Source organism: Klebsiella sp. HMSC09D12 (assembly GCF_001808475.1).
In the GTDB taxonomy this organism is placed as follows: Bacteria; Pseudomonadota; Gammaproteobacteria; order Enterobacterales; family Enterobacteriaceae; genus Klebsiella; species Klebsiella oxytoca.
In genome coordinates this window covers 34,265-59,392 of sequence record NZ_KV793449.1, presented here as the reverse complement: position 1 = coordinate 59,392, position 25,128 = coordinate 34,265, and the positions used below count along the sequence as shown (strand labels likewise).

At 57.0% G+C, this 25,128-nt stretch carries 25 protein-coding genes; 13 read left to right on the top strand and 12 right to left on the bottom strand.

Features of this window, described 5'->3' with window-relative positions:
* The first annotated feature begins 8 nt into the window (after window positions 1–8).
* The 10 genes from rimK (at window position 9) to HMPREF3178_RS08650 (ending at window position 9,966) form a co-directional block, all read left to right on the top strand.
* Window positions 9–911 (top strand): 30S ribosomal protein S6--L-glutamate ligase, encoded by a 903-nt coding sequence (rimK, locus tag HMPREF3178_RS08695; protein WP_004100575.1) that lies wholly within the window; start codon window positions 9–11, stop codon window positions 909–911.
* Window positions 912–1,000: 89 nt separating this feature from the next.
* Entirely contained in the window at window positions 1,001–1,480 is a 480-nt protein-coding gene (locus HMPREF3178_RS08690; protein WP_004100577.1) for a type III secretion system chaperone family protein, read from the top strand.
* 348 nt (window positions 1,481–1,828) lie between these two features.
* Window positions 1,829–2,941 (top strand): spermidine/putrescine ABC transporter substrate-binding protein PotF, encoded by a 1,113-nt coding sequence (potF, locus tag HMPREF3178_RS08685; RefSeq protein WP_017146221.1) that lies wholly within the window; start codon window positions 1,829–1,831, stop codon window positions 2,939–2,941.
* Between the two features lie 102 nt (window positions 2,942–3,043).
* Window positions 3,044–4,177, top strand: coding sequence for a putrescine ABC transporter ATP-binding subunit PotG (gene potG / locus HMPREF3178_RS08680; protein ID WP_085955787.1), 1,134 nt, complete (start codon window positions 3,044–3,046; stop codon window positions 4,175–4,177).
* 10 nt (window positions 4,178–4,187) lie between these two features.
* A complete protein-coding gene (gene potH, locus HMPREF3178_RS08675) occupies window positions 4,188–5,141 on the top strand; it encodes a putrescine ABC transporter permease PotH (RefSeq protein WP_004100583.1) in 954 nt (317 codons plus the stop codon).
* On the top strand, window positions 5,138–5,983 hold the full coding sequence (gene potI, locus HMPREF3178_RS08670) for a putrescine ABC transporter permease PotI (protein ID WP_004100585.1): 846 nt from the start codon (window positions 5,138–5,140) through the stop codon (window positions 5,981–5,983). Before potH ends, potI begins: the two co-directional genes overlap by 4 nt.
* A 57-nt stretch (window positions 5,984–6,040) precedes the next feature.
* Window positions 6,041–6,529: a YbjO family protein gene (locus tag HMPREF3178_RS08665; RefSeq protein ID WP_004100588.1), complete on the top strand. Its 489-nt coding sequence runs from the start codon at window positions 6,041–6,043 to the stop codon at window positions 6,527–6,529.
* 42 nt (window positions 6,530–6,571) lie between these two features.
* A complete protein-coding gene (gene rlmC / locus HMPREF3178_RS08660) occupies window positions 6,572–7,702 on the top strand; it encodes a 23S rRNA (uracil(747)-C(5))-methyltransferase RlmC (RefSeq protein ID WP_017146219.1) in 1,131 nt (376 codons plus the stop codon).
* A gap of 78 nt (window positions 7,703–7,780) precedes the next feature.
* Window positions 7,781–8,497 (top strand): response regulator transcription factor, encoded by a 717-nt coding sequence (locus HMPREF3178_RS08655; protein ID WP_029496848.1) that lies wholly within the window; start codon window positions 7,781–7,783, stop codon window positions 8,495–8,497.
* Window positions 8,494–9,966 (top strand): sensor histidine kinase, encoded by a 1,473-nt coding sequence (locus HMPREF3178_RS08650; protein ID WP_004100593.1) that lies wholly within the window; start codon window positions 8,494–8,496, stop codon window positions 9,964–9,966. Before HMPREF3178_RS08655 ends, HMPREF3178_RS08650 begins: the two co-directional genes overlap by 4 nt.
* A gap of 129 nt (window positions 9,967–10,095) precedes the next feature.
* Here the strand turns inward: HMPREF3178_RS08650 and artJ are convergent, their stop codons facing one another.
* The 6 genes from artJ to HMPREF3178_RS08620 all read right to left on the bottom strand — a co-directional run bounded on the left by artJ (window position 10,096) and on the right by HMPREF3178_RS08620 (window position 14,710).
* Window positions 10,096–10,827 (bottom strand): arginine ABC transporter substrate-binding protein ArtJ, encoded by a 732-nt coding sequence (artJ, locus tag HMPREF3178_RS08645; RefSeq protein WP_017146217.1) that lies wholly within the window; start codon window positions 10,825–10,827, stop codon window positions 10,096–10,098.
* Between the two features lie 172 nt (window positions 10,828–10,999).
* Entirely contained in the window at window positions 11,000–11,668 is a 669-nt protein-coding gene (gene artM / locus HMPREF3178_RS08640) for an arginine ABC transporter permease ArtM (protein WP_004100597.1), read from the bottom strand.
* Window positions 11,668–12,384 (bottom strand): arginine ABC transporter permease ArtQ, encoded by a 717-nt coding sequence (gene artQ, locus HMPREF3178_RS08635; RefSeq protein ID WP_004100599.1) that lies wholly within the window; start codon window positions 12,382–12,384, stop codon window positions 11,668–11,670. Before artQ ends, artM begins: the two co-directional genes overlap by 1 nt.
* Window positions 12,385–12,390: 6 nt before the next feature.
* Window positions 12,391–13,122, bottom strand: a complete 732-nt coding sequence (artI, locus tag HMPREF3178_RS08630; RefSeq protein ID WP_004111833.1) for an arginine ABC transporter substrate-binding protein ArtI — start codon at window positions 13,120–13,122, stop codon at window positions 12,391–12,393.
* Between the two features lie 19 nt (window positions 13,123–13,141).
* A complete protein-coding gene (gene artP, locus HMPREF3178_RS08625) occupies window positions 13,142–13,870 on the bottom strand; it encodes an arginine ABC transporter ATP-binding protein ArtP (protein ID WP_004100602.1) in 729 nt (242 codons plus the stop codon).
* A 324-nt stretch (window positions 13,871–14,194) separates the two neighbouring features.
* Entirely contained in the window at window positions 14,195–14,710 is a 516-nt protein-coding gene (locus tag HMPREF3178_RS08620) for a lipoprotein (protein WP_004100604.1), read from the bottom strand.
* Window positions 14,711–14,827: 117 nt separating this feature from the next.
* Between HMPREF3178_RS08620 and HMPREF3178_RS08615 the strand changes: the two genes are divergently transcribed.
* Together HMPREF3178_RS08615 and HMPREF3178_RS08610 are read left to right on the top strand one after the other, a co-directional pair.
* A complete protein-coding gene (locus tag HMPREF3178_RS08615; RefSeq protein ID WP_004100606.1) occupies window positions 14,828–15,151 on the top strand; it encodes a heavy metal-binding domain-containing protein in 324 nt (107 codons plus the stop codon).
* Window positions 15,148–15,978: an N-acetylmuramoyl-L-alanine amidase gene (locus tag HMPREF3178_RS08610; protein WP_016808078.1), complete on the top strand. Its 831-nt coding sequence runs from the start codon at window positions 15,148–15,150 to the stop codon at window positions 15,976–15,978. The genes HMPREF3178_RS08615 and HMPREF3178_RS08610 overlap by 4 nt, the downstream gene beginning before the upstream one ends.
* Here HMPREF3178_RS08610 and HMPREF3178_RS08605 read toward each other — a convergent pair.
* From HMPREF3178_RS08605 to poxB, 4 genes are all read right to left on the bottom strand, one after another.
* Window positions 15,975–16,988: an NAD-dependent epimerase/dehydratase family protein gene (locus tag HMPREF3178_RS08605; RefSeq protein ID WP_004100611.1), complete on the bottom strand. Its 1,014-nt coding sequence runs from the start codon at window positions 16,986–16,988 to the stop codon at window positions 15,975–15,977. The two genes, HMPREF3178_RS08610 and HMPREF3178_RS08605, sit on opposite strands and share 4 nt — an antisense overlap.
* Window positions 16,989–17,084: 96 nt before the next feature.
* Complete coding sequence (locus tag HMPREF3178_RS08600; RefSeq protein ID WP_017146216.1) at window positions 17,085–18,518, bottom strand: DUF2867 domain-containing protein; 1,434 nt, start codon at window positions 18,516–18,518, stop codon at window positions 17,085–17,087.
* Window positions 18,519–18,528: 10 nt separating this feature from the next.
* The gene (ltaE, locus tag HMPREF3178_RS08595) at window positions 18,529–19,527 is read right to left on the bottom strand and encodes a low-specificity L-threonine aldolase (RefSeq protein WP_017146215.1); all 999 of its coding nucleotides are present in this window, start codon (window positions 19,525–19,527) and stop codon (window positions 18,529–18,531) included.
* Between the two features lie 154 nt (window positions 19,528–19,681).
* Entirely contained in the window at window positions 19,682–21,400 is a 1,719-nt protein-coding gene (gene poxB, locus HMPREF3178_RS08590) for a ubiquinone-dependent pyruvate dehydrogenase (RefSeq protein ID WP_004100616.1), read from the bottom strand.
* Between the two features lie 152 nt (window positions 21,401–21,552).
* On the opposite strand from poxB, the gene HMPREF3178_RS08585 reads away from it, so the two are divergent.
* Window positions 21,553–21,987 (top strand): DoxX family protein, encoded by a 435-nt coding sequence (locus tag HMPREF3178_RS08585; RefSeq protein ID WP_004100617.1) that lies wholly within the window; start codon window positions 21,553–21,555, stop codon window positions 21,985–21,987.
* A 396-nt stretch (window positions 21,988–22,383) separates the two neighbouring features.
* Here HMPREF3178_RS08585 and hcr read toward each other — a convergent pair whose 3' ends face one another.
* Together hcr and hcp are read right to left on the bottom strand one after the other, a co-directional pair.
* A complete protein-coding gene (hcr, locus tag HMPREF3178_RS08580) occupies window positions 22,384–23,352 on the bottom strand; it encodes an NADH oxidoreductase (RefSeq protein ID WP_017146214.1) in 969 nt (322 codons plus the stop codon).
* 10 nt (window positions 23,353–23,362) lie between these two features.
* Entirely contained in the window at window positions 23,363–25,015 is a 1,653-nt protein-coding gene (gene hcp / locus HMPREF3178_RS08575) for a hydroxylamine reductase (protein WP_017146213.1), read from the bottom strand.
* Window positions 25,016–25,128: the final 113 nt, after the last annotated feature.

Below are 25,128 nucleotides of genomic sequence, written 5' to 3'. Positions count from 1 at the left end.
GGTGCAGGGTGAAAATTGCCATATTATCCCGGGATGGAACGCTTTATTCATGTCGACGCCTGCGCGAAGCCGCGCAAAAACGCGGTCATCAGGTGGAAATCCTCGATCCGCTTTCCTGCTATATGAACGTCAGCCCGGTGGCCTCGTCAATTCACTATAAAGGCCGCCAGCTCCCGCATTTTGACGCCGTGATCCCGCGTATCGGCACGGCGATCACCTACTACGGCACCGCGGCGCTGCGTCAGTTTGAGCTGCTCGGCAGCTATCCGCTGAATGAATCGGTAGCCATCACGCGCGCCCGCGACAAGCTGCGTTCGCTCCAGCTGCTGGCGCGCCAGGGCATCGACCTGCCGCTCACCGGTATTGCCCACTCGCCGGACGACACCAGCGATCTGATCGCCATGGTTGGCGGCGCGCCGCTGGTGGTCAAGCTGGTGGAGGGGACGCAGGGGATCGGCGTTGTGCTGGCCGAAACGCGCCAGGCGGCAGAGAGCGTCATTGACGCTTTTCGCGGCCTGAATGCGCATATTCTGGTTCAGGAGTATATCGCCGAGGCGAAAGGCCGGGACGTGCGCTGCCTCGTGGTGGGTAATGAAGTGGTCGCGGCGATTGAGCGGCGGGCCAAGGAGGGCGATTTTCGCTCCAACCTGCATCGCGGCGGCGTAGCCTCGGTGGCGCTTATCAGCGAGCAGGAGCGTGAAATGGCCATTAAGGCGGCGCAAACGCTCGGGCTGGACGTGGCGGGCGTGGATATACTGCGCGCCACGCGCGGACCGCTGGTGATGGAAGTGAACGCTTCTCCGGGGCTGGAGGGGGTTGAAACCACCACCGGCGTCGATATTGCCGGCAAGATGATCGCCTGGATTGAACGACAAGCGACGCCCGGATTTTGTCTGAAAATGGGGGGATAGCTGCCTTTCGCGACACCGTAATGGAATACGGCGCTTTTTTTGCGTAAGCTATGGCGTCGCATTTTTCACAGTAAGAGGTCACAGGTCATATGGATTCACTGGTCGTTCCGGGTCTTGATACGTTACGTCAATGGCTCGACGAATTGGGCATCAGCTTTTTTGAGTGTGATTCCTGCCAGGCACTGCACCTGCCGCATATGCAAAATTTCGAAGGCATTTTTGATGCCAAACTTGACCTGGTTGATAACGTGGTGCTTTTCTCCGCGCTGGCAGAGGTGAAACCCTCCGCGCTCCTGCCGCTTTCCGCCGATCTTTCTGCGATTAACGCCAGCTCGTTGACGGTGAAAGCTTTCCTCGATATTCAGGATGATAATCTGCCGAAACTGGTGGTTTGCCAGGCGTTGACCGTCGGCGTCGGTGTGACGATCGATCAGTTTGCATGGTTTTTCCGCCAGAGCGAAGAACAGATATCGATGGTCATCCTTGAAGCCAGTGCTAACCAGGTGCTGTATAAGTCTGAGGAAGAAGAGCCGATAGCTGAGAATATTCAGTACCATTTTCTTCACTGAGGCTGGCGAAAAATAGCGCAGTCACTGCCATGGTGGCTGCGTATTACCCGCGATTATTCTGTTGTTAACCTTCCTGTAAAGAATTTTTCACCGCCATTCCGCCGTTTTCGGCTTATCACATAGACCCTTATTGCATAAAAAATTGATAAAAGCCGTTTTTTCTCCTGGGCTATAGCCTCTTATTCTGGCTACAGTTATTCTGACGCTGCTTCCAGTTGCGGGCAACCATTCCGGGAGAGGTCCTCTCTCCTTTTCTTAGGCATTGAAAAAATATGCATGATTATTGCATGCGAACAAGTGCGTATATTCAGCCCGCTTGTTAACGGGCATTGAGAAGGAATAAGAGATATGACCGCCTTTGGTAAAAAATGGTTAACAGGTCTGGTTACGGGTGCGCTGATGGCCGTCTCTGCCGGTTCGCTCGCAGCCGAACAAAAAAACCTGCATGTATATAACTGGTCTGATTATATTGCCCCGGATACGGTGGCGAATTTTGAAAAAGAGACCGGTATTAAAGTGGTGTATGACGTTTTTGACTCCAATGAAGTGCTGGAGGGTAAGCTTATGGCGGGCAGCACCGGATTTGACCTGGTGGTGCCGTCGGCCAGCTTCCTCGAGCGCCAGCTGGCGGCAGGGGTGTTCCAGCCGCTGGATAAGAGCAAGCTCCCCAACTGGAAAAATCTCGATCCGGAAGTGCTGAAACTGGTCGCGAAGCACGACCCGGACAATAAATACGCGATTCCCTACCTGTGGGCGACAACCGGCATAGGCTATAACATCGATAAAGTGAAAGCCGTGTTGGGCAAAGATGCGCCGCTGGACAGCTGGGATCTGGTGATGAAGCCGGAAAATCTGGAGAAACTGAAAAGCTGCGGCGTCTCCTTCCTTGATGCCCCGGAAGAGATTTTCGCCACCGTGCTGAACTACCTCGGCAAAGATCCTAATAGCACCAAAGCCGATGACTACACTGGCCCGGCAACCGACCTGCTGCTGAAGCTGCGTCCGAATATTCGCTACTTCCACTCTTCGCAGTACATCAACGACCTGGCGAACGGCGATATCTGCGTCGCGATCGGCTGGGCGGGCGACGTATGGCAGGCGGCTAACCGGGCGAAAGAAGCGAAGAACGGGGTCAACGTTTCCTACTTTATCCCGAAAGAGGGCGCGCTGGCGTTCTTTGACGTCTTCGCTATGCCGGCAGATGCGAAAAACAAAGAAGAGGCTTATCAATTCCTGAACTATCTGATGCGTCCGGACGTTATCGCGCATATTAGCGATCATGTCTATTACGCTAACGGCAACAAAGCATCTACGCCGCTGGTCAGCGAAGCGATCCGCAGCAATCCGGCCATCTACCCGCCGGCTGACGTTTTCGCCAAGCTGTTCACCCTGAAAGTCCAGGATCCGAAAATCGATCGCGTGCGTACTCGCGCATGGACGAAGGTGAAAAGCGGTAAGTAATTCTCCGTGAGTTGTAGGCCGGATCAGCGTCGCGCTGCCGGCAACAGGCGCACCGTTATGGTGCGCCTGCACCATGATTTGATTTCTGCCGGAGAACACCCCGTGAATGATGTAATTCCTAGCCCGCAGGCGAAAACCCCCAAAGCGCTGACCCCGCTGCTCGAAATCCGTAATTTAACGAAGTCCTTCGATGGCCAGCACGCCGTCGATGATGTCAATCTCACCATTTATAAAGGCGAAATTTTTGCCCTGCTGGGCGCATCCGGCTGCGGCAAGTCAACCCTGCTGCGCATGCTGGCGGGATTCGAACAGCCTACCGCCGGGCAGATTGTCCTGGATGGCGTCGATCTGGCGCGGGTTCCGCCGTATCAGCGGCCGATTAACATGATGTTTCAGTCCTATGCGCTCTTTCCCCATATGACGGTGGAGCAGAACATCGCCTTTGGCCTCAAGCAGGACAAATTGCCTAAGGCTGAAATCACCAGTCGGGTGCAGGAGATGCTGGCGCTGGTGCATATGCAGGAGTTCGCAAAGCGTAAACCGCATCAGCTCTCCGGCGGTCAGCGTCAACGCGTGGCGCTGGCCCGCAGCCTGGCGAAAAGACCGAAACTGCTGCTGCTTGACGAGCCGATGGGCGCGCTGGATAAGAAGCTGCGCGACAGGATGCAGCTGGAAGTGGTCGATATTCTTGAGCGCGTCGGCGTCACCTGCGTGATGGTGACCCACGATCAGGAAGAGGCGATGACCATGGCGGGGCGTATCGCCATTATGAACCGCGGCAAGTTCGTACAGATCGGCGAGCCGGAGGAAATTTACGAGCACCCAACTACCCGCTACAGCGCGGAGTTTATCGGCTCGGTTAACGTCTTTGAAGGGCTGGTAAAAGAGCGCCAGGAAGATGGCCTGGTGCTGGATTCCCCGGGCCTGACGCATCCGCTGAAGGTCGATCCCGATGCCTCCGTCGTCGATAACGTCCCGGTGTGGGTGGCTCTGCGCCCGGAAAAAATTATGCTCTGCGAGGACCCACCGGCGGATGGCTATAACTTCGCGGTAGGTGAGGTTATCTATATTGCCTATCTCGGTGACCTGTCTATCTACCATGTGCGCCTGAAAAGCGGGCAGATGCTCAGCGCTCAGCTGCAGAACGAGCACCGTTACCGCAAAGGTGCGCCAACCTGGGGCGATGAAGTCCGTTTATGCTGGGACGCCGATAGCTGCGTCGTGCTGACGGTGTGAGGAGAGGGCTATGAGTACATTAGAACCCCCGTCAGGCGTAAACAAACCGGGCGGTTTCGCGCTGTGGCTGGCGCGGCTGCAGATGGCCCACGGACGCAAGCTGGTGATTGCGCTGCCGTACATATGGCTGATCCTGCTGTTCCTGCTGCCATTTCTGATCGTCTTTAAAATCAGCCTGGCGGAGATGGCGCGGGCGATCCCGCCCTACACCGATCTGCTGGAGTGGGCCGACGGCCAGCTAACGTTAACGCTGAATCTCGGTAATTTCCTGCAGCTTACCGACGATCCTCTCTATTTTGAGGCGTATCTGCAGTCGCTCCAGGTGGCAGGGATCTCGACGTTCTGCTGTCTGCTGCTGGGTTATCCGCTGGCGTGGGCGGTGGCGCATAGTAAGCCATCGACCCGGAATATCCTGCTGCTGCTGGTCATTCTGCCGTCATGGACGTCGTTCCTGATCCGCGTCTATGCCTGGATGGGGCTGCTGAAAAGCAACGGCGTGCTGAACAACTTCCTGCTGTGGCTGGGGGTTATCGACCAGCCTCTGGAGATCCTGCACACCAACCTGGCGGTCTATATCGGTATTGTTTACGCCTATCTGCCGTTTATGGTGCTACCGATTTATACCGCCCTCACGCGCATCGATTACTCGCTGGTTGAGGCGTCGCTGGATCTGGGCGCCCGGCCGCTGAAGACCTTCTTCCAGGTGATCGTCCCGCTCACCAAAGGCGGGATTATTGCCGGGTCGATGCTGGTGTTTATTCCGGCGGTAGGGGAGTTCGTTATCCCGGAACTGCTGGGCGGCCCGGACAGTATTATGATTGGCCGCGTGCTGTGGCAGGAGTTCTTTAACAACCGCGACTGGCCGGTGGCTTCGGCGGTAGCGATCGTGATGCTGCTGTTGCTGATCGTACCGATCATGTGGTTCCACAAGCATCAGCAAAAACAGGTGGGGGAACACGGATGAATAATTTACCGGTAGTCCGTTCGCCGTGGCGAATCGTCATTTTGCTGCTTGGCTTTACCTTTCTGTATGCGCCGATGCTGATGCTGGTGATTTACTCGTTCAACAGCTCAAAGCTGGTGACGGTATGGGCCGGATGGTCGACGCGCTGGTATCGCGAGCTGTTTCATGACGATGCGATGATGAGCGCGGTAGGCTTAAGCCTGACCATTGCCGCCTGCGCCGCGACGGCGGCGGCGATCCTCGGTACCATTGCCGCAGTGGTGATGGTGCGTTTTGGCCGCTTCCGCGGTTCAAACGGCTTTGCTTTTATGATCACCGCGCCGCTGGTGATGCCCGATGTGATTACCGGCCTGTCGCTGCTGCTGCTGTTTGTCGCGCTGGGGCATTCAATTGGCTGGCCGTCAGATCGCGGCATGCTGACCATCTGGCTGGCGCACGTGACCTTCTGTACCGCGTACGTCGCGGTGGTCATTTCATCGCGCCTGCGTGAGCTGGACCACTCTATTGAAGAGGCGGCGATGGATCTGGGCGCCGCGCCGCTGAAGGTCTTTTTCGTCATTACGCTGCCGATGATTATGCCGGCGGTGGTCTCCGGTTGGCTGCTGGCCTTTACGTTGTCGCTCGACGACCTGGTTATTGCCAGCTTTGTTTCCGGGCCGGGGGCGACGACGCTGCCGATGCTGGTCTTCTCCAGCGTGCGCATGGGGGTTAACCCGGAGATTAATGCCCTGGCAACGTTAATCCTCGGCGTGGTCGGCATTGTTGGTTTTATCGCCTGGTATTTGATGGCCCGCGCGGAAAAGCAGCGGGTGCGCGATATCCAGCGTGCAAGAAGCGGCTGAACCACCTAAAATCTGCAATAGAGTTAACATCGGCGCCGCATTTGTGGCGCCGTTTTCATGGAAGACTTTACGTTGGGATTGTTTACTAAAACGCGTTCGTCTCATGCTCGTCTTAACGTTCCTGCGCTGGTGCAGGTGGCGGCCTTCGCCATTATTTTAATCCGCGGCCTGGATTTGCTGATGATCCTCAACCAGCTTGGCGTTCAGGGAATCGCGGATTTTGTCCATCGCAGCGTGCAGACGTGGGCGCTCACCCTGGTGTTTCTCTCAAGTCTGGTGCTGGTATTTATTGAAATCTGGTGCGCGTTTTCGCTGGTAAAAGGGCGCAACTGGGCGCGTTGGCTGTTCCTGTTGACGCAGATTATCGTGATTGGCTACCTGTGGGCCGCTTCTTTGGGCTACGGTTATCCTGAGCTGTTTAGCATTGCCGGTGAATCGAAGCGCGAAATATTTCGTTCTCTGGTGCTGCAAAAGCTGCCGGATCTACTGGTGCTGGCCATGCTGTTTGTTCCGGCCCCGTGCCGACGCTTTTTCCGTTTACAGTAACGGTGATACAATCCCCGCCCCTGTTTTTTTGAAGGTCTTGTTATGCACTGCGCACTCTATGACGCGGGCCGCTGTCGCTCCTGCCAGTGGCTGGAACTGCCGGTATCGCAACAGCTCGCCGATAAAATGGCCGATTTGCGCACGCTTCTCGCCGATGCGCCCGTCGCTGAATGGTGCGCGCCGGTTTGCGGCCCGGAAAGCGGGTTTCGCAACAAAGCGAAAATGGTGGTCAGCGGTAGCGTAGAGCGCCCGCTGCTCGGAATGCTGCACCGTGATGGCGCCCCGGAAGACCTGACCGACTGCCCGCTTTATCCGCAAAGCTTCGCGCCCGTCTTCGCTGCGCTCAAGCCGTTTATCGCTCGCGCCGGGCTCACGCCCTATAACGTTGCCCGCAGGCGCGGAGAGCTGAAGTACATTCTGCTGACCGAAAGCCGGTTCGACGGCGGTATGATGCTGCGCTTTGTCCTGCGTTCGGAGACCAAGCTTGCCCAGCTGCGCGCCGCGCTGCCGGAGCTTCAGGCGCTGCTGCCGCAGCTGCAGGTGATTACCGCCAATATTCAGCCGGTGCATATGGCCATCATGGAAGGAGAGCGGGAAATTTTCCTCACCGACCAGCAGGCGCTGGCGGAAAACTTTAACGGCGTGCCGCTATGGATCCGCCCGCAAAGCTTCTTTCAGACCAACCCGGCGGTGGCCAGCCGGCTGTATGCCACCGCTCGCGACTGGGTGCGCCAGCTACCGGTTAATCATATGTGGGATCTCTTTTGCGGCGTTGGCGGCTTTGGTCTGCACTGCGCCACGCCGGAGATGCGCCTGACCGGGATTGAGATTGCCGCTGAGGCCATCGCCTGCGCCAGACAATCGGCGGCGCAGCTCGGACTGCAGAATCTGCATTTCCAGGCGCTCGATTCCACGCAGTTTGCTACCGGCGAAGGCGAAATTCCCGATCTGGTACTGGTGAACCCGCCGCGTCGGGGTATCGGCGACGGACTGTGCGACTATTTAAACCGTATGGCGCCGGATTTTATTATCTACTCCAGCTGCAACGCCCGCACGATGGCGAAAGATATCGCCCGGTTGAATGGCTACCGCATCGCGCGCGTCCAGCTATTCGATATGTTCCCGCATACCGCCCACTATGAGGTGTTGACCCTGCTGGTTCGCGAAGTATAAACAAAATGTGAACTCTTCAGCCGGCAAAGATCGGGTAAGCTTGGCTTATCAGAACGTAAGAATAGCGGAGTGCTGCCGGTGGCAAAAAAAATTCTGTTGGTTGAAGATGATGAAGATATCGCCGCGCTGCTGCGCCTGAATCTGCTGGATGAGGGCTATCAGATTGTCCACGTGGCGGACGGAGCCCAGGCCCTGCGCCTGCTGGAAAAAGAGCTTTGGGATGCGGTGATCCTCGACCTGATGCTGCCGGGCGTAGACGGTCTGGAAATTTGTCGGCACATTCGTCAGCAAACCCGCTATCTGCCGGTTATCATTATCAGCGCTCGCGCCAGCGAAACCCAGCGGGTACAGGGGCTGGAGATAGGAGCGGATGATTATCTGGCCAAACCCTTTTCGATTCTCGAACTGACCGCCCGGGTCAAAGCGGTGTTCCGTCGCCAGGAGGCGATGGGGCAAAATTTGTTAATGGATGCCGGGCGTATCAATAGCCACGGCTTGAGCATCGATCCTCTATCCCGCGACGTTAAGCTGCGCGGCGAGATGGTGGATCTCACCCCGCGCGAGTTCGATCTTTTATACTATTTTGCTCGTCACCCCGGGGAGGTCTTTTCCCGTCTTGAGCTGCTCGATCGGGTGTGGGGCTATCAGCACGACGGCTATGAGCATACGGTCAATACCCATATCAACCGTCTGCGCACCAAAATTGAGCGTGACCCGGCGGAGCCGGACATCATTTTGACCGTCTGGGGTAAAGGCTATAAATTTGCCGTGGAGCGCAAAGAGGCGCAGCCATGATCCGCCGTCTCAGCCTCAGCCAGCGCCTGGCGCTGGTGTTTACCTCGTTACTGCTGCTTTGTGCGTTAGCCGTTTGCCTGATCCAGCTCTACAGCAGCGCGCAGTACGGCAACGTGATGGTCCAGCGTCTTTCCGCCGGGCTGGCGCAGCAAATCGCCGCTCGCGAGCCGCTGCTGGACGCTCAGGGGCAGGTTGACCGCCGGATGCTGAAACCGCTTTTCGACCGGCTGATGACCTTCAACCCCAGCGTGGAACTGTATCTGCTTTCGCCCGACGGCGAGCTGCTGGCCGACGCTGCGCCGCCCGGTCATATCAAACGTCAGCGCATCGATCTGGCGCCGGTGCAGACGTTCCTTTCCGGCGGCGCGTGGCCGGTATACGGCGACGATCCGCGCAGCCTTGATAAACAAAAAGTATTTAGCGTGGCGCCGCTGCGCCAGGACGGTCAGCTACGCGGCTATCTCTATATCATTCTGCAGGGCGAAACCTTTAATGAACTGGCGGCAAGCGCCTGGCTGAAAACACTGTCCAGCCTGCTGCTGTGGACTCTGCTGCTGGTGGCCGCTCTCGGCCTGCTGGCGGGACTGCTCGCCTGGCGGTGGGTCACGCGCCCGGTGCGTCAGCTCACCGCGCTGGTGGCTACGAATGAGCAGGACAGCATCCATGCGATTAAGGCGCTGGCGGCGCAAACCCCGGAGGCGAATCCGGGAAACGAAGTCGCCGTACTGCATAACCGCTTTATTGAACTGGCCCGCCAGATTGCCGGGCAGTGGGATCGTCTGGCCGATAGCGACCGTCAGCGGCGGGAGTTCGTTGCCAATATCTCCCATGATTTACGCACGCCGCTCACCTCCTTGCTGGGATATCTGGAAACGTTAAGCCTGAAGGCCGATCGCCTGACGATGGAAGAGAACAAGCAGTATTTGAATATCGCGCTGCGCCAGGGCAATAAAGTGCGCCATCTTTCTCAGCAGCTGTTTGAGCTGGCCCGCCTGGAGCACGGTGGGATTAAGCCGCAGCCGGAAACGTTCGTGCTGGCCGAGCTGGTGCAGGATGTGGCGCAAAAATTCGATCTGCCCGTCGCGACGCGCAATATCGGTTTGCAGCTGGAGCTGGCTGCCGGATTACCGCCGGTCACCGCCGATCTCTCAATGATTGAACGGGTGTTGACCAATTTGCTCGATAACGCCATTCGTCATACGCCGGAGGGGGGGGTTATTCGCCTGGCGGCTCGGCGGGCAGGGCCAGAGATTATCGTCGAGGTGGCCGATAGCGGGCCGGGCATCGCCGGCGAGCTGCGGGCAACCTTGTTTGAACGACCTTCGGTGCTGGAACCTGGCGCGCAAAGCGCATCGAGAGGAGGGTTGGGATTAATGATTGTCCGGCGGATGCTGCAGCTGCACGGCGGCGATATTCGCCTGCTTGAAGCGCCGGCAGGAGCCTGTTTCCAGTTTACCCTGCCGGTTTAAGGTGGCGGATTGGTTGCTCGGGATACAGGTTTAGCGCTGTCTGCTCAACGGTAGCCCGGGCTACGGGGCCACGGCTGTCTGCGGGCCGGTAGCCCGGACAGGCGCGTCAAGCGCCGCCTCCGGGAGGGTTTACTCCGGGAACCACTGCTTGCTGATTTTATCGTAGGTACCGTCAGCTTTAATCGCCTTCAGCGCGGCGTTCAGTTTTTCCAGCAGCGCTTTGTTATCCGGGCGTACCGCAATGCCGAGGCCGGTACCGAAGTACTGCGCGTCGGTGACTTTCGGCGTTGCCGCGCCCAGCTGCGGGTTGGTTTTCAGCCATTCGTTGACCACGGCGGTATCGCCAAACACCCCATCAATACGGCCATTTTTCAGGTCGATGAACGCATTCTGGTAGCTATCGTAAGCCACGGTTTTCACTTCCGGATGTTTATCCTGGAGGTATTTCTGGTGCGTGGTGCCGTTTTCCATCCCGATGCGCTTGCCTTTCAGATCGGCGAAAGAGTGGAAAGCATCTTTCTTCGAGATAACCAGCGCGGAGTTAGCGTAGTACGGGTCGGTAAACGCCACCTGCTTGCTACGCTCCGGGGTAATGTCCATGCCGGAGATGACCGCATCATATTTCTTGAATTTGAGCGCCGGGATCAGGCTGTCGAAGGCATGGTTGGTAAAAGTACACTCGGCCTGCATCTGTTTGCACAGCGCGTTGGCCAGGTCGATGTCGAAACCGGCGATTTGGTTATTGGCGTCCATCGATTCAAACGGTGGGTAAGTTGCAGAAACGCCAAAGCTGATTTTTTCTGCGGCAGCGGCGCCAAAGGCGAAAGAACTAAGCAGTGCGGCCAGAACTAACTTTTTCATCGTGGAACTCCCGTCGGTCAATCTTATGTTGTTGTGCCGTGTCAGCGGCTGGCAGTAACAATGCCACTAAATGAATTTATATTCAATAAATATGGATATTTATTTTGGTTTGAATAAAAAAAGACGGGTAATTCAGTGAACTACCCGTCTTGATTTGGCTGGATATGCGTTTTTAATTGCGTCGCTCAAAGGCCAGCGCTTTATGTTCCACCAGACGCATCAGTAGCGTCAGCAGGCCATTGACCACCAGATAAACGATGCCTGCGGCGCCGAACACCATTACATCATAGGTGCGTCCATAGAGCAGCTGGCTGTGGCCCATTACTTCCATCAGGGTAATGGTGTAGGCCAGGGACGTGCTCTTAAACACCAGCACCACTTCATTGGAGTAGGAGGAGAGGGCGCGTTTAAAAGCGTACGGCAGCAGGATCGCCAGCGTATCCTTCTTACTCATCCCCAGCGCGCCGCAGGATTGCCACTGGCCGTCCGGAATGGCGCGGATTGCGCCATAGAACAGCTGGGTGGTATAAGCGGCGCTGTTAAGAGAAAGGGCAATCAGCGCGCAGAGCCAGGGCTCGGAAATCAGATGCCAGAGCAGCGGATACTCCTGCAGCGACGGAAACTGGCCCGGGCCGTAGTAAATCAGGAAGATCTGCACCAGCAGCGGCGTGCCGGTAAACAGCGTGATATAGCCGCGCACGACCCACACCAGCCCCGGGGTTTTTAACGTCAGGATGATGGTGAAGATTAGCGACAAAATCAGCGCCACGACGATCGAGGCCGCGGTCAGCGTCAGGCTGGTATGCAGCCCTTTTAGCAGTTCGGGTAAGTAATCAAGCATCAGCCTGGTCTCCGTTCGAAGCGCGTCGCTCGCTGATCAATACGTTTCAGAATGTACTGACTCAACAGGGTGATGACCAGATAGATTGCTGCCGCGATGATATACCAGTTAAACGGCTCCTGGGTTCGGGTAGCGATACTTTTGGTTTGCAGCATCAGATCGTTGACGCTAATGAGGCTCACCAGTGCGGTATCCTTCAGCAGCACCAGCCACTGGTTGCCGAGGCCCGGCAGCGCGTGGCGCCACATCTGCGGCATCACCAGGCGGAAGAAAATAGCGGCTTTTGATAATCCCAGCGCCTGACCGGATTCCCATTGCCCCTGCGGAACGGCTTTAAGCGCCCCGCGCAGCGTTTGCGATGCGTAAGCGGCATACAGCAGAGAAAGCGCGATAGCCCCACACAGGAACGGGCTGACGTCAAAATTTTCAATCTGCATCTGTACCGGGATCTGCACAATGCCGAGATTAATAGTAAAGCCGTCAGAAAGGGTCAGCAGCAGCTGAGAGGAACCAAAATAGATAAACAGAACTACCAGGATTTCCGGTAGTCCGCGCAAAAGGGTGACAATGCCGGTTGCGAGCCAGGCGACCGGACGCAGCTTCACCGACTCGAGGACGGCAAACAGCATCGCCAGCACCAGACCGATGATCAGGGCGCAAACGGCAAGGCCGACGGTCATCCCGGCGGCGCTTGCTAATGGAAAAAATTCGTTCATTCAGCGTTACTTCTGGAACCATTTGTTATAGATAGACTGGTAAGTCCCATCGCTCTTCACTTTTTCCAGCGCAGCGTTAAATTTCTGCTGCAGCTCGGTATTGCCCTGGCGCAGCGCAATGCCGAGACCGGTGCCGAAGTAGTCTTTATCGGTAACTTTGTCGCCGACTGCTCCCAGCTTCGGATTGCTCTTCAGCCATTCTGTCACCACTGCGGTATCGCCAAACACGGCGTCAATACGGCCGTTCTGCAGGTCCAGCTTCGCATTCTGGTAGCTGTCGTAAGGAACGGTAGTGATTTCCGGATGTTTGTCGGTGATGAATTTCTGGTGAGTGGTGCCGTTCTGCACGCCGACTTTTTTGCCTTTCAGCTGATCGATGCTGGTGAATTTACCCTGCTGGCCGACAAACAGCGCAGAGTTTTCATAGTACGGGGTCGTGAACAGCACCTGCTTTTCACGCTCAGGGGTGATATCCATCCCGGCCATTACCGCGTCGAAACGGCGGAACTTCAGGCTGGGAATCAGGCTGTCGAAAGCCTGATTGGTAAAGGTGCAGGTCGCATCAATCTCTTTACACAGCGCGTTCGCCAGATCGACGTCAAAGCCGACAATTTTGTTATTAGCGTCGATCGATTCAAACGGAGGGTAAGAGGCCTCGGTGGCGAAACGAATGGTCTGGGCAGCGGTAGCGGAGAGGCTCATGCCCGCAAGAAGAGCGGCAATCAGTACTTTTTTCATCGTCATTTCCCCGAAAACATCAATGTGAAAGATAGTTTTTAAACGCGTCGGTCTGCGGATGCGCGAAGCAGCCGGCATCACCTTGTTCAACGATATGGCCGTTTTCCATATACACCACGCGGCTTGCCGTTTTACGCGCCACTTCCACTTCGTGGGTGACGATGACCTGCGTAATGCCGGTTTCAGCCAGTTCGCGGATAATACTGACGATCTGGGCGGTGATTTCTGGATCGAGCGCCGCCGTAGGTTCATCAAACAGCAGAACCTGCGGTTCCATCATCAGGGCGCGGGCAATGGCGACACGCTGCTGCTGGCCGCCGGAAAGATGCAGCGGGTAGCGATCGCTATAGGGTTTCAGGCGCAGACGTTCGAGCAGCTTTTCTGCGCGCGCTAAAGCCTGATCTTTGCTTAAACCGAGCACGCGGCAAGGCGCTTCAATCAGGTTTTGCTGCACGGTCAGATGCGGCCACAGATTGTACTGTTGGAACACCATACCGACGTTCTGGCGCAGCTCGCGGATAGCTTTGTCAGAAGGCGCTTTGGTAAAGTCGAAATGGTTCCCGGCGATGTTCAGCGTGCCGGAACGCGGCATCTCCAGCAGGTTAAGAACGCGCAGCAGCGAGCTTTTTCCGGCACCGCTTGGGCCGAGCAGCACCAGCGTTTCCCCCTGCGGGCAATCCAGCGTGATGTCGAACAGCGCCTGGTGCGCGCCGTAGAAGCAATTAATGCCGTTTAATTTAATGCTCATCTGGGCAGTCTGATACAAATAGCAATTGAGGCCGCAAATAGTACCTTTGGCAGAATAGTTATGCAATATTTATGCGTTAAAAGTTAAATGTAAACCACGTTTACATTTAAAGTTAGCACAAAATATGGCTTCGTGGAGGCGGGGGAAGTAAATGTCGGCAATACCAGAGTAATTACCGACATTTTACCGGGTTATACCCGTCATACTTCAGGCCGCAGAAGCGTTGGCTTTGTTACCCGGCTCAGCCATGAGCCTCGCCTCTACCGGCCCCCGGTCTGCGCCTTGAAGGAGACCGGGGATTCTTTGCCAGGTGCCAGCGGCCGGTTAGCGTTTTTCCAGACTTTGACGCAGGGTGCCTGCCGGCGCATGGCCGTTATTGCCGAGGTAGCGGACGTCATCTACCGCCCAGCACTGGCCTTCCTGAATCATCAGCACTTCATCCTTCCAGCTTTGGGTGCCCTGTTTTAGCTCCACGCGCAGCGGAATGTTGCGCGCATCGCGGTTGGGGATCGTGGAGGCGCTGGCGACCTCGGCGCTGTCGGCCGGGGTACTGCTGCTGGAGAACAGATTAGACTGCAGCAGGGCGTTGTTCGACGGATCCTGACGCGCGTCGTTCAGCAGTTTTGCCAGACCGTCGCTCAGGTACGGACGCAGCGCGGTTAAATCGCTATTGCGATTCTGCAGCTGGTAGTCATAAAACTTCTGCGCCACGTCATCCGGGCCGCCTTCGATGCAGGGGCCGCTACGGGTGCCGTTATCTTTGTAGGCAGGCGTGACGGTAGTACAGGCGCTGAGCGCCAGCGCGCAGGGGAGGACGAGTGCAAGAACTTTGTAGCGCATGATGATTTCCTTATGAGCTCACTACGTTAGAATATCTTTTCAAGCATAGTGTATCAGATAGGGATTGTGCTTGACCCTTAGAGCTAACGCATTGAACGCTAAAGAAGGAGTTTCATCATGCAATTTTCCACTACTCCGACCCTTGAAGGTCAGCCCATCATTGAATACTGCGGCGTCGTCACCGGGGAAGCGATTCTCGGCGCCAACGTATTCCGCGATTTTTTCGCCAGCATTCGCGATATCGTCGGCGGTCGTTCCGGCGCCTATGAAAAAGAGCTGCGCAAGGCCCGCGAAATTGCGTTTGAAGAGCTGAGCGAGCAGGCGAAGGCGCTGGGCGCCAATGCGGTGGTCGGGATTGATATTGACTACGAAACCGTGGGAAAAGACAGCAGTATGCTGATGGTCAGCGTCAGCGGCACCGCGGTGAAGACCCGCCGATGAAACGATGCCGGGCAGGCGTACTGCTGGCGCTGCTGCTGGCGGGCTGCGCCAGCGAAAAAGGTATTATCGATCGCGATGGCTATCAGCTGGATACGCGCCATCCGGCGCAGGCCGCTTATCCGCGCATCAAAGTGCTGGTGATCCACTATACCGCCGATGATTTCGACGTTTCCTTAGCGACGCTGACGGATAATCAGGTGAGCTCTCACTATCTGATCCCGGAGAAACCGCCGCTGCACGGAGGCAAACCGCGGATCTGGCAGCTGGTGCCGGAAGAGGATCTGGCCTGGCATGCGGGGGTCAGCTTCTGGCGCGGCAGCACGCGCATTAACGATACCTCGATTGGCATTGAGCTGGAGAATCGCGGCTGGCAAAAAACGGCGGGGGTGAAAAGCTTTACGCCGTTTAATCCGGCGCAGATTGACGCCCTGATCCCGTTGGCGAAGGACATCATCGCTCGCTATCAGATCCTGCCGCAGAACGTAGTCGCGCATGCCGACATTGCCCCGCAGCGCAAAGACGATCCGGGGCCGCTGTTCCCGTGGCACAGGCTGGCGGAGCAGGGGGTTGGCGCATGGCCGGATGCCCGGCGCGTGGCGTTTTATCTGCAGGGGCGTCCGTCATACGAGCCGGTAGACACTGCCGAGCTGCTGGACGTCCTGGCGCGCTACGGCTATCAGGTGACGCCGGAAATGACCCCAGCGCAGCAAAAGCGGGTGATTATGGCTTTCCAGATGCACTTCCGCCCCGCGCGCTGGGACGGCGTTGCCGATGCGCAAACGCTGGCGATTGCTGAAGCGCTGCTGGAAAAGTACGGGCGCGGTTAATAGTGCAGCTTGCCGTGGTCCTTCAACCACGCGGCGGTGCGGATAATCCCTTCATCCATGTTCACCACCGGCTGATAGCCCAGCTCCTGCTGAGCGCGAGAGATATCAAGGGTAAAATCGAAGTTCAGCTTGGAGACACCGTAGTGGGTAAAGGCGGGCTCTTTAGCTGACTTATTGCCAAAGCGCTCCATGCTGCGGGCGATAATATCCAGCATAGGATAGGGAACCGATCGGATGCGGCACTTAATCCCCAGCTCATCGATGAGTTTCAACACGATGCTGTGCAAGGTTTGCGGTTCGCCGTTAGTGATGTTGTACGCCCGGGCCGAGGGCAGAAGGTCGCACTGTGGCTGGCTGGCGAGCCACATCGCGTGCACCGCGTTTTCATAATAGGTCATGTCCACCAGCGCGCTGCCGCCGCGCGGTAACAGAACGCTGCCATAGTGCTGCATCATCTGCGCCAGACGCGGAATAAACACTTTATCATGCGGGCCAAACAGGCTTTGCGGACGCAGGATCGTGAAGCGGGTATTCGGGTTGGCTTGCGCCAGAAGATGGATCACGTCTTCGCTTGCCGCCTTGCTGCGGGCGAATTCGTTGGCGAAACGCTGCGGACGAAAATCTTCCTGAACATCGCGATGATGGTGGTAATCAAAATAGAGCGACGGTGAGGAGATATGTACGAAGTTGCGTACGCCCCAGGCAACCGCCCATTCGCCGAGGCGACGGGTTGCGCGGACGTTGGCTAAATCGAAAGCCTGCTGAGTGCCCCAGGGTGAAGTAAAGCTGGAACAGTGCCACAGGGTATCGATACCGGCGAGCATCACTTTGGCCTGCGAAGAGACCAGCTCGGTTAAGTCCGCAGGGACGAACTCTGCGCCCATTTTGCTCAGAAGCTTGCCCATCGCTTCGTTGCGCCCGGTCGCTCTGACGCTAATGCCCCTGTTACGCAGATATTCCACCGCGTTGCGGCCTAATCCGCTGGTCGCACCGGTAACCAGTACCTTCATATCGATCCACTGTTTAACAAAATAATTTCGTGCGCATTTTTCCGTGATTCTGACTACGATGCAATGAGAATCATGAAAGAATTCTGTACCTATACTCTATTTGATGGTGATTTGCTCCGCCAGGTGCGCGATGCGTCGGGCCATACCGCGAAAAATAAACAGATGCGCCGGGATCATCAGCAACCAGTAGCAGAGTCCCGGCATACCGTGCGGGTGCCACCAGGCGCGGACGTCCAGTTCGCGATGGTCGCCTTTATCGCGCAGGGTAAAGCTCAGGCGGCCAAGGCCGGGCGCTTTCATGCCGAATAACAGCGTCAACTGCTTTTCCGGCTCGACGATAATCACCTTCCAGCTGTCCACCGCATCGCCGGTCTGCAGATATTCATTTTCCGGGCGACCTTTTGCCAGCCGGTGACCGACCAGCAGATCCATCGCTCCGCGAGTTTTCCACAGAGCGTTGCCGAAGAAATAGCCCTCTTTGCCGCCAATTTGGTTGACCACCTTCCACAGCGCAGCAAGGCTGGCGGAAGTGTTAACGGTGCAGCCCGCCTGTTTCGGGTAGTAACCGTACTCTGGGCGCCAGCGGGCAAAGGCCTGCGCATCGTAGCCCCAGTCGCTGGAGTTCACCAGTTGCTCCTCTTCCTTTAGCGTGCGGCGCACCGCTTCATCAAAAGCGATGAGAGGTTGCGGGATGAGCGCCCGCAGGGCGCGGTCGTCGGCGATCAGATCGTGCTTTAGCCCCTGAATTAGCGCCCTGGCCGTGGTTGACGGCACTGAAGTAATGATGTTGAGAAACCACACCGAAATCCAACGGGTCGGAAAAGGAATGGGGATCAACGGCCGACGTTTGCCGCTGACTGCCATAAAGCGGATAAACTGCTGCTGATAGCTCAAAATTTCCGGCCCGGCGGCTTCAAAAATGCGATGCTCTGCCGCAGGATGGTTCAGCAGCTGCAGCAGATAATAGAGTAAGTTTTCCAGCGCAATCGGCGTGGTGCGCGAGCGCACCCAGCGCGGCGGCGTCAGTACCGGCAGGTTGTAAACCATATCGCGCATCACTTCGAACGCGGCGGAACCGGCGCCGACGATAATGCCGGCGCGAACTTCCGCTACCGGTACGCCCGATTCGCGCAGCAGATCGCCGGTGATCTGGCGGGCGCGCAGATGATCGGATTGCTCCTCTTCTGCAACCTGTAACGAACTGAGAAAAATGACTTCGTTCACCGGCGTCTTGCGCAGCGCGTCGCGGACGTTAAGGGCGACCTGCCGCTCGTGGCGGATAAAGTCGCCGCCTTCGCCCATCCCGTGTACCAGATAATAAACGGTGTCAACCTGCGCCAGCAGGGCGGGTAGCGCGTCAGGCTGGTTTAAATCGAGCGAATAGCACTCGACGCCGGGGAGATGCTGCTTCTTGAGTCTGTCGATCTGGCGTGCCGCCGCCAGCACGGTGAAGCCCTGCTCGCTGAGCCTTGTCACCAGATGCTGGCCGATATAACCGCTGGCGCCAAGCACCAGAATTCGCTGCGACACGCCGGACTCCTTAGCGATTTAAAAATGTCTGCCAGTGGCTAACCACCTCGGCAAGCTGCTGACGGTTCACGTCAATATGCGTCACCAGGCGCACGATGGGCGAGGCGTTGATCAGCACTCCGCGTTCGCGCAGATACTCGCCCAGGGCGGCGGCGCGCGCTTCACCGACGCGAACAAACAGCATGGTGTCATGACGCATCACATCCGCGCCGGCGGCGCGCAGCTGTTCTGCCATCCATGCGGCGTTATCATGATCCTCTTTTAAACGCTCGACGTTGTTCTGCAAAGCATACAGGCCCGCCGCGGCCAGAATCCCGGCCTGACGCATCCCGCCGCCGACCATTTTCCGCCAGCGGATGGCGCGGCGAATATACGCTTCGCTCCCCACCAGCAGCGAGCCTACCGGCGCGCCGAGACCTTTAGACAGACAGATGGTGAAAGAGTCGCAGTAGCGGGTGATCTCACCCAGCGCGCAGCCGTATTCCACGACGGCGTTAAAGATACGCGCCCCGTCGACGTGCAGCCCCAGGCCGCGCTGACGCGTAAACTCCCAGGCATCTTTAAGATATTCACGCGGCAGCACTTTGCCGTTGTGGGTGTTTTCCAGCGACAGTAGCCGGGTAGGGGCGAAATGGATATCGTCCGGTTTGATTTTGGCTGCGACTTTATCGAGCGGCAGGGAACCGTCAGCTGCGGCGTCGATAGGCTGCGGCTGGATACTGCCGAGCACCGCCGCGCCGCCGGCTTCGTAGAGATAATTATGCGCGCCCTGGCCGACAATATACTCTTCGCCGCGCTGGCAGTGGCTGAGCAGCGCGACCAGGTTGGCCTGAGTGCCGGTCGGCAAGAAGATAGCGGCCTCTTTGCCCGCCAGGTCGGCGGCAAAGCGCTGGAGTTCGTTAACGGTCGGGTCATCGCCATACACGTCATCCCCGACCGGGGCGGCCATCATCGCTTCCCGCATGGCGCGGCCCGGGCGGGTGACGGTATCACTGCGTAAATCTATCATGACATATCCTTATACACTTCATCCTTCGCGCTGCCTCTGCGTTGGCTGCACCCTCAAACCCCGGTCACATCGTTATTTCTGCTTCCGGGGATTTTCGGGCTTGCCGCCTTAATGCGACACGAATGTTTTTGCGTATGAATTGAAAAGGATATTTTTACCTTAGCCAGTTAGTTTTCGCCAGTTCGATAACCTCATCGCCGCGGCCGCTAATAATCGCGCGCAGCATGTAAAGGCTGAAACCTTTGGCCTGCTCCAGTTTGATCTGCGGCGGCATCGCCAGTTCTTCACTGGCGACCACCACATCCACCAGGACCGGGCCGTCGGTACTGAAGGCGGTTTGCAACGCCTGGTCTACGTCAGCCGCTTTTTCGACACGGATGCCCTTAATGCCGCAGGCCTCGGCGATGCGGGCAAAGTTGGTCGCATGCAGCTCGGTGCCGTCTGTCAGATAGCCGCCGGCCTTCATCTCCATCGCGACAAAGCCCAGGACGCTGTTATTGAAGATAACGATCTTGACCGGCAGCTTCATTTGCGCCAGCGAGAGAAAATCCCCCATCAGCATACTAAAGCCGCCGTCGCCGCACATTGCCACGACCTGACGGTCGGGGGCGGTGGCCTTCGCGCCGATGGCCTGCGGCATGGCGTTAGCCATCGAACCGTGGTTGAACGATCCGATCAGGCGGCGCTTGCCGTTCATCTGTAAATAGCGCGCAGCCCACACGGTTGGCGTTCCGACGTCACAGGTAAAAATGGCGTCGTCGTCGGCAAAGTGGCTGATCCGCTGCGCCAGATACTGCGGATGAAGGGTTTTATCGCTTGGCTTCGCCAGGTCATCGAGCCCCTTGCGCGCGTCGCGATAGTGTTCCAGGGCTTTGTCGAGGAACTTGCGGTCGGTTTTCTCTTCCAGATGCGGCAGCAGCGCGCTGAGGGTGGATTTGATATCGCCGATCAGCGCCATGTCCACTTTACTGTGCGCGCCGATACTGCCGGGGTTGATATCGATCTGAATAATTTTTGCGTCCGTCGGGTAGAAGGCGCGATAGGGGAACTGGGTGCCGAGCAGCACCAGGGTGTCAGCGTTCATCATGGTATGGAAACCGGAGGAGAAGCCTATCAGCCCGGTCATCCCAACATCATAAGGGTTATCGTATTCAACGTGCTCTTTGCCGCGCAGCGCGTGAACGATAGGCGCTTTCAGCTTCGCGGCGAACTCTACCAGCTCTTTATGCGCTCCGGCGCAGCCGCTGCCGCACATCAGCGCGATATTGCTCGAATAGCGCAGCAGCTGGGCCAGTTTTTTCAGTTCTTCTTCTGCCGGCGTCACCTGCGGCAGCGGGGCGTGGTACCAGTGGCTGCTGGCGCTTTCCGGCGCGGGTTTTAGCGCAACGTCGCCGGGGAGCACCACTACCGAGACGCCGCGGTTAATCACCGCTTTGCGCATAGCGATGGCCAGCACCTGCGGGATCTGCTCCGGCGAGGAGACCAGTTCGCAGTAGTGGCTGCATTCGCGAAACAGCTCCTGCGGATGCGTTTCCTGAAAGTAACCGCTGCCGATTTCGCTGGAAGGAATATGGGCGGCGATGGCCAGCACCGGAACATGGTTGCGGTGGCAGTCGAAAAGACCGTTAATCAGATGCAGGTTGCCCGGCCCGCAGGAACCGGCGCACACCGCCAGTTCGCCGGTAAGCTGCGCTTCCGCTCCGGCGGCGAAGGCGGCAACTTCTTCATGGCGCGTGGGCATCCAGTCGATGGTCCCCATGCGGTTCAGGCTGTCGCTTAAGCCATTAAGAGAATCCCCAGTCACGCCCCAAATACGTTTAACGCCAGCCTGTTCTAGAGTTTTGGCAATGTATGCCGCCACGGTCTGTTTCATGGTTTTCCATCTCCTTAAGTGATAACGCTTACAAGCTTAGATGAAAATGACCATTACGCCCGCCGTTTGCCCCTCATTTTCAGCTGCTTTTATTCGTCGGACATTGCGCATACGCTGTGTTCACCTTCGGTGGTAAACAGGAATCATTTCAAATGGTTAAATCTCTGTTAAATGGTGTTAATAAACTGCTGTCGCATGATGATTTTGGCAAACTTTTGTTACGACTTGCCGTTGGCGGCCTGATGCTGTTTCACGGATTACACAAGCTATTCGATGGCGTGGGGGGCATCAGCAGCATGCTGGTGGCGAAAGGTCTGCCGGGCTTTATCGCTTATGGGGTTTTAGCTGGAGAAGTGGTTGCGCCATGTCTGCTGATTGTGGGGATCCTGACGCGCCCTGCGGCGCTGGTGCTGGCATTCACGATGGTTGTGGCCTGGCTGATGGTCGGGACGGGTAAAACCTTCGCGCTGGATGCGGTAGGCGCGTGGGCGATTGAGAGTCTGGTCTATTTCTTTGTTGGCGCGCTGGCGATTGCCTTCCTCGGGGCAGGGCGCTATTCCATTGGTGGAAACTCGGCCTGGCGGTAAGTGCACCAGTGTTTTCTGCCTCACCCTGGCCACATCCTGTTTGGCGGGGTGTCGCCGCTCGTTTTTCAGACCCTTTTTTTTGGGGTGTTATTTTAAGAAAATGATTTTTTTAATATTTTTATTCTTGCCTAAAAAAAGGTAAAAGGGCCTTTTATTGATTATTGCATGATAAAACAATAAGGCAGGTGCGCCGGGCTAGTGTTCACTGCCGCACAGGCAGCTTAGAAATTGCCGTCTGTTGCCAGAGCGAAACCACGGCTTGTTCACTGCCGTACAGGCAGCTTAGAAAGGATGACCGATCGTATCGGCATTTTTGAATTGGTTCACTGCCGTTCCGGCAGATCAGTAAGAGCCATGCTACCCGACGATTACCGCGTAGCATGGCCAGCAACAACATTAAGCCAGTACCAAATCTCCCTGCGGCTGGCAGGAGCAGGCCAGCACGTAGCCTTCAGCGATTTCCGCATCGGTTAACGTCATGGTGCTGCTGACGGTATATTCACCGGAAACCACTTTCGTTTTGCAGCAGCCGCAAACGCCCGCGCGGCAGGCGACGGTAACCGGCACCTTATTGCTTTCCAGCGCTTTGAGCAGCGTGGTGCCGACCGGGGCATAAAACGTTTTCGCCGGCTGCAGTTTGGTGAACTTCAGACCGCTGGTGGCCGCGACGGCGACTGGCGTAAAGAACTGCTCTTTAAAGAAGCGCGTCGCGCCCAGCGCTTTCACTTCCTGCTCGACGAGATCCATATACGGCGCCGGACCGCAGGTCATCACGGTGCGCGATGCCAGATCCGGCACGCTTTGCAGTAGTTCAGTCGTTAAACGTCCTGCCACGAAACCGTGGGTAGCGTTATTTTCCGCCACCAGGGTCACCGGATACTGACGCCACTCCTCAGCGAAAATCACATCCTGCGGCGAACGAATGTTAAAAATCACTTGCACATCAGCCTGCGGGCGATATTTTGCCAGCCAGCGGCGCATCGACATGATCGGCGTGACGCCGCAGCCTGCGGCCAGCATCAGGAACTTATCGTCCGCTTTATCATCGCAGGTGAAATCCCCCATCGCGTCGGACAGCCAGATATAGTCGCCGCGCTTTACGTCGCGGGTGAGCCACTGTGATCCCGCGCCATCGTCAATACGGCGAACGGTCAACGTAATATATTCGCTGACGCCCGGCGTGGACGAAATAGTGTAAGCGCGCAGGGTCTCTGCCGAATTACGCACGCTCACCAGCGCGTACTGCCCGGCACGGTACGGATAATAGTCATGGCAGAGCAATGAAATGGTCCACACATCCGGCGTTTCCTGATGGATGTGATGCACCTGCATCCGCCACGGGCATTGTGAGGTTGGCATGGTCATGGATAGCTCCTTACGCGCTCAGCAGTTGCTTCATGTCTTCTTCTACGGTGGTCACAGAGCGCAGACCGAATTTCTCATTGAGCACGGCCAGCAGATCCGGGGTGAAGAAGCCTGGCGCGGTCGGGCCGGTTACGATGTTTTTCACGCCCAGTGAGAGCAGGGTCAGCAGAATGACAATCGCTTTCTGCTCGAACCAGGAAAGCACCAGCGATAGCGGCAGATCATTGACGCCGCAGCCCAGTTTTTCCGCCAGGGTCACCGCCAGGATAATCGCCGAGTAAGCGTCGTTGCACTGACCGGCATCGACCAGACGCGGCAGGCCTTCAATATCGCCGAAATCGAGTTTATTGAAGCGGTATTTACCGCAGGCCAGGGTCAGGATCAGGCAGTCGTCCGGTACGCTGGTGGCAAAATCGGTGAAGTAATTACGCTCGCCCCGCGCGCCGTCGCAGCCGCCAACCAGGAAGATGTGGCGCAGTTTTTCCCGGCTCACCAGATCGATAAGGGTATCAGCAGCGCCCAGAAGGGTCTGACGGCCGAAACCTACGGTGATGAGATGCGGGATCTCGCTGTACGGGAAGCCTGCCATCTGCTGCGCCTGGGCGATAACCGGGGCGAAATCTTCGCCTTCCAGATGGTTCACGCCCGGCCAGCCAACGATGCTACGGGTCCAGATACGATCGTCATAGGCGCCGACGGTTGGGTCGATGATGCAGTTAGAGGTCATGACGATCGGCCCCGGGAAACGGGCGAACTCCACCTGCTGGTTCTGCCAGCCGCTGCCGTAGTTCCCAATCAGGTGTTTGAATTTACGCAGCTCCGGATAGCCGTGCGCCGGCAGCATTTCCCCGTGGGTGTAGACGTTAACGCCGGTGCCTTCGGTCTTCTCCAGCAGGTTATAGAGATCTTTCAGGTCATGGCCGGAGATCAGGATGCACTTGCCCTCGGTCGCTTTAACGTTGACCTGGGTTGGGGTCGGATGACCGTATTTGGTGGTCTCACCGGCGTCCAGAATGCTCATGACTTTGAAGTTCATCTGGCCGATTTCCATTGAGCACTCCAGCAGAGCGTTCATATCGGCAGGCCAGGTACCCAGCCATGCCATGATTTTATGGTACTGGGCGTAGATGTCGTTATCGTACTGGCCCAAAACGTGCGCGTGCTCCATATAGGCCGCAGCGCCTTTCAGGCCGTACAGGCACAGCAGGCGCAGGCCGAGAATGTTCTCGCCGATGGCCGCTTTGTCTTTGTTCGGAGTAAATTCCGCCGCCTGACGCTGCAGGTCGCCCAGATCGTCGCTAGCCAGTTGCACAGCGGCCATCGGATTGTTAACCGTCGCGTGGGCATCAATGCTCAGGCACTGGGCTTTAAGCGCTTCACGCATGGCGATAGCCTGACGCGCATAGCCAACGATACGCGGGGAGTCGAAGTTAACGTTAGTCAGCGTAGAGAAAAAAGCGCGCGGCGCAAAGCTATCGACGTCGTGGTCGATGATGCCATATTCACGAGCTTTAAGCGCCCAGGCGGAGAGGCCCTGCAGAGAGGCAATCAGCAGATCCTGCAGATCGGACGTTTCGGCCGTTTTCCCGCACATACCCTGCGCGTAAGAGCAGCCGTTTCCCGCCGGAGTACGGATGGTTTGTTCACATTGCACACAAAACATGGTCACACCTTTTAAAGTTATATTTAATATACATGTTTAAGGTTATGCCCGAGCGCGTGAGGAGAAAAGGTATTTCTGATACAACTTACAGGGAGATTGATTTAGCGCAAAAT

Bases quoted from the DNA above. Each gene is read 5' to 3' on its own strand.
- HMPREF3178_RS08690 (WP_004100577.1), top strand. From the start codon at position 1,001: ATGGATTCACTGGTCGTTCCGGGTCTTGATACGTTACGTCAATGGCTC.
- potF (WP_017146221.1), top strand. From the start codon at position 1,829: ATGACCGCCTTTGGTAAAAAATGGTTAACAGGTCTGGTTACGGGTGCG.
- potH (WP_004100583.1), top strand. From the start codon at position 4,188: ATGAGTACATTAGAACCCCCGTCAGGCGTAAACAAACCGGGCGGTTTC.
- potI (WP_004100585.1), top strand. From the start codon at position 5,138: ATGAATAATTTACCGGTAGTCCGTTCGCCGTGGCGAATCGTCATTTTG.
- HMPREF3178_RS08665 (WP_004100588.1), top strand. From the start codon at position 6,041: ATGGAAGACTTTACGTTGGGATTGTTTACTAAAACGCGTTCGTCTCAT.
- rlmC (WP_017146219.1), top strand. From the start codon at position 6,572: ATGCACTGCGCACTCTATGACGCGGGCCGCTGTCGCTCCTGCCAGTGG.
- HMPREF3178_RS08650 (WP_004100593.1), top strand. From the start codon at position 8,494: ATGATCCGCCGTCTCAGCCTCAGCCAGCGCCTGGCGCTGGTGTTTACC.
- artJ (WP_017146217.1), bottom strand. From the start codon at position 10,827: ATGAAAAAGTTAGTTCTGGCCGCACTGCTTAGTTCTTTCGCCTTTGGC.
- artM (WP_004100597.1), bottom strand. From the start codon at position 11,668: ATGCTTGATTACTTACCCGAACTGCTAAAAGGGCTGCATACCAGCCTG.
- artQ (WP_004100599.1), bottom strand. From the start codon at position 12,384: ATGAACGAATTTTTTCCATTAGCAAGCGCCGCCGGGATGACCGTCGGC.
- artI (WP_004111833.1), bottom strand. From the start codon at position 13,122: ATGAAAAAAGTACTGATTGCCGCTCTTCTTGCGGGCATGAGCCTCTCC.
- artP (WP_004100602.1), bottom strand. From the start codon at position 13,870: ATGAGCATTAAATTAAACGGCATTAATTGCTTCTACGGCGCGCACCAG.
- HMPREF3178_RS08620 (WP_004100604.1), bottom strand. From the start codon at position 14,710: ATGCGCTACAAAGTTCTTGCACTCGTCCTCCCCTGCGCGCTGGCGCTC.
- HMPREF3178_RS08615 (WP_004100606.1), top strand. From the start codon at position 14,828: ATGCAATTTTCCACTACTCCGACCCTTGAAGGTCAGCCCATCATTGAA.
- HMPREF3178_RS08610 (WP_016808078.1), top strand. From the start codon at position 15,148: ATGAAACGATGCCGGGCAGGCGTACTGCTGGCGCTGCTGCTGGCGGGC.
- HMPREF3178_RS08605 (WP_004100611.1), bottom strand. From the start codon at position 16,988: ATGAAGGTACTGGTTACCGGTGCGACCAGCGGATTAGGCCGCAACGCG.
- ltaE (WP_017146215.1), bottom strand. From the start codon at position 19,527: ATGATAGATTTACGCAGTGATACCGTCACCCGCCCGGGCCGCGCCATG.
- poxB (WP_004100616.1), bottom strand. From the start codon at position 21,400: ATGAAACAGACCGTGGCGGCATACATTGCCAAAACTCTAGAACAGGCT.
- HMPREF3178_RS08585 (WP_004100617.1), top strand. From the start codon at position 21,553: ATGGTTAAATCTCTGTTAAATGGTGTTAATAAACTGCTGTCGCATGAT.
- hcr (WP_017146214.1), bottom strand. From the start codon at position 23,352: ATGACCATGCCAACCTCACAATGCCCGTGGCGGATGCAGGTGCATCAC.
- hcp (WP_017146213.1), bottom strand. From the start codon at position 25,015: ATGTTTTGTGTGCAATGTGAACAAACCATCCGTACTCCGGCGGGAAAC.